At 70.8% G+C, this 2,812-nt stretch carries 1 protein-coding gene; it reads left to right on the top strand.

The annotated features are described in order from the left end of the window. Nucleotides 1-286: 286 nt before the first annotated feature. Nucleotides 287-2,650, top strand: coding sequence for a 2OG-Fe(II) oxygenase (locus MJ783_RS23185; RefSeq protein WP_239314002.1), 2,364 nt, complete (start codon nt 287-289; stop codon nt 2,648-2,650). The last annotated feature ends 162 nt before the right edge of the window (nt 2,651-2,812 follow it).

The raw sequence follows: 2,812 nt of genomic DNA, 5'->3' as shown, positions 1-2,812 counted from the left end.
ACCCACCGGCCACGCGGGGCGCCCACTGTTCCTGGTCTGGATTGCCGACCTGGGCCGGGCCCTCCTCGCAGGCCCAGAACCCATAGCGGGCCACCGCCCGCGCGACATGCCGCGGAACCTAGGCCCGCCGTCGCGTTGACAACGCTCTCAGCCCCGCTGGCTGGCACTTCAAGGCCAAAGGAAGCCAGCCGACGCAGACCGCCGATGCCGGGGCCGCCGGGTGGATGGGAGGTTGCTAGTTTCATGCTCGACGGTACAGCGCTCACAGACACAAGGGAATGCGGCGATGGCGACCGTGGCGCGGGACAAGCTGGCGAGGATGCTCCGAGGAGACGTGGCGGGCGCGTTCAGCGTTGCCTTGACGACGAGTGCGGACGTGCTGAGTATCGAGGTCGACGGCGTCGGGTCCGTCGCCTTCCCGGTGTCTTCCGCGCAGGCGCGCGAGCTCCTCGGCCGCGGCCAGCCGGCCCGGTTTGGCCGCGGCGAGGAGACGCTGACCGACCCAGGCGTCCGCGACACGTGGGAGATCCCGACGGAGCTCGTCCACGCCAGGTGGGACGACGACGCGCTGAACGACATTCTGACGACGGTGAAGGACGAGCTGGGCCTGCCGATCGCCGCCGAGCTCACTGCTGGCCTTCATTCCCTGCTGGTGTACGAGCCGGGCCAGTTCTTCCGCGCCCACCAGGACAGCGAGAAGGACGACTCGATGATCGGCACCCTGGTGGTGACGCTGCCCTCCGACCACAGCGGGGGCGAGCTGATAGTACGTCACCTCGAGGAGAAGAACACCTACCGAGGCTCGACGGCAGAGTTGTCGCTGGTCGCCTTCTACGCCGACTGCCGGCACGAGGTCGCCAAGATCCGGTCGGGGTACCGGATCGCCCTCACCTACAATCTGCTGCTCAGCGGTGACACTGCCCTTCCGGAGGGCGATGAGGGAGCGGTCGGCGAGCTGGCCGGTTTCCTTCGGGAGCACTTCAGCACACCCGTGTTCAGCCGTTACGGCGGACGCCCCGCCGGCCCGCCGAACCGGCTCGTCTACCTCCTCGACCACGAGTACACCCCGCGAGCGCTGGGCTGGCGCGGGCTGAAGGGCGCCGACGCCGCGCGCGGCTCCCTGGTGCAGGCAGCGGCCGAACGGGCTGGGTACGAGGCCGTCCTCGCGCTCGCGGACATCAAGACCACACACAGCGCGTACGAGGCGGACGACTACTACGGGGGCCGCGGCCGGCGCTGCTGGGACGACGATGAGAATGCTGAGGACGATGACACTGATGACTTGGCCGACTACGATATCCAGGAGCTGATCGAGTCGACGGTCACGCTCACGCACTGGACCGGCCCGGACGGTGACCAGCTGGAGGCGACCTCGCTGGACGTCGACGAGGACGAGGTGTGTGCGTCCAGCGGGACGGACGACTTCGAGCCCTACACCTCGGACTACGAGGGCTATATGGGTAACTGGGGTAACACGCTGGACCGCTGGTACCACCGCGCGGCGATCGTTGTCTGGCCCCGCGAGCAGTCCTTCGCCAACCGCGCCGAGACCTCCCCCGGCTGGGCTCTGGACGCGCTTGCCGAGATGGCACCGACGGACGCGCAGGCCGCCGCGGCAACGCTCGAACCGTTCTGGGACGGCGCCCTGCGCGCGCGGACGTCGGCGGACAGCGCGAGGATCTCCGAGACATTCGGCAAGGCCCTGCGCACGGCGGACACCGTGGCGGACGCCGCGACCGCATCGATGCTGCTGGGCCCGTTCCGCGTCGAGAACCTGACCGCCGGCGGCGCCGCGCCCTTCGCGAAGCTCGCCAGCCAGTATGGACGGCCGTGGGCCGTGCAGCTGCTGAGGACGTGGGCGGGCGCGGGACAGCCGTACTGGACCGTCGGCGGACCGGAACGCGGGCGATGGGCGGCGGACTCGCTTCCCGGGCTGTGCGCGGGGCTGCGCGCCGAGCCCGGAGGCGGCGAGACGGCCGCGCAGCTGCTCGTCGACCTGGCGTGGACATGGCTGCGGGAAGCGATCGACAGCGCGGCCCGGTCGTCATCCCCGCGCAGCCGCGACGGCGGCCTCGACGCCTTGGGCGCACCGCTTGCCTCGGTACTGACGGCCGCCGCCACGACCGGGCCGGCGGACACCCGGGACACAGTCCTCGAACACGTCCGGCGGCAGCAGGACGCGGTCACCGCGCTGGAGATGTCCGCGCTGCGCGCCGCTGCGGCGCCCGGCGGCAACGGTACCCGCGACGAGACCGGCTTCGGCGAGCTGGCAGCGGACTGCGCGGCGCGGCTGCGCTCCCGGCTGGCGCTCCCATCGCGTGCCGCCACGGACTGGTCGATCACGCTGGCCGCGGACGGCTGCGGGTGCGAACTGTGCGAGACGTTGCGCGCGTTCCTCGCGGACCCGAGCCAGCGCACCCTCGACTGGCCGCTCGCCGAGCAGCGCAGGCGGCACGTCCATTCCCGGATCGACGCCGCCGAACTGCCCGTCAGTCATGTCACCCGCCGGCAGGGCCGCCCCTACACCCTCGTTCTCCAGAAGACCGACGCGCTCTTCACCGACGAGCTGACACAGCGGGCCACGGACCAGGCGGACCTTGACTGGCTGGTCGCCGAATGGCACGTGCCGCCCGCCCCGCAGACCACCTGACCTCCATCCGTCGATTCCGGATTCGAGTCACGCGGGCATCAGGCTGGCCTCGACCATCGCCCCAAGCTCCCAACAGGCCTCACGCACGGCGGCGTCCACCCCGCCGACAACCGACAGCGGCTCCCGCAGACGCTTCCACCTCAGAGGGCGTTTGATTAGAGA

The organism is Protofrankia sp. Cj3, assembly GCF_917627355.1.
Taxonomy (GTDB): Bacteria; Actinomycetota; Actinomycetes; order Frankiales; family Frankiaceae; genus Protofrankia.
This window is presented reverse-complemented; position numbering and strand designations above follow the sequence as displayed.

Excerpts from the sequence above, each read along its gene's own strand:
- MJ783_RS23185 (WP_239314002.1), top strand. The coding sequence starts at position 287 with ATGGCGACCGTGGCGCGGGACAAGCTGGCGAGGATGCTCCGAGGAGAC.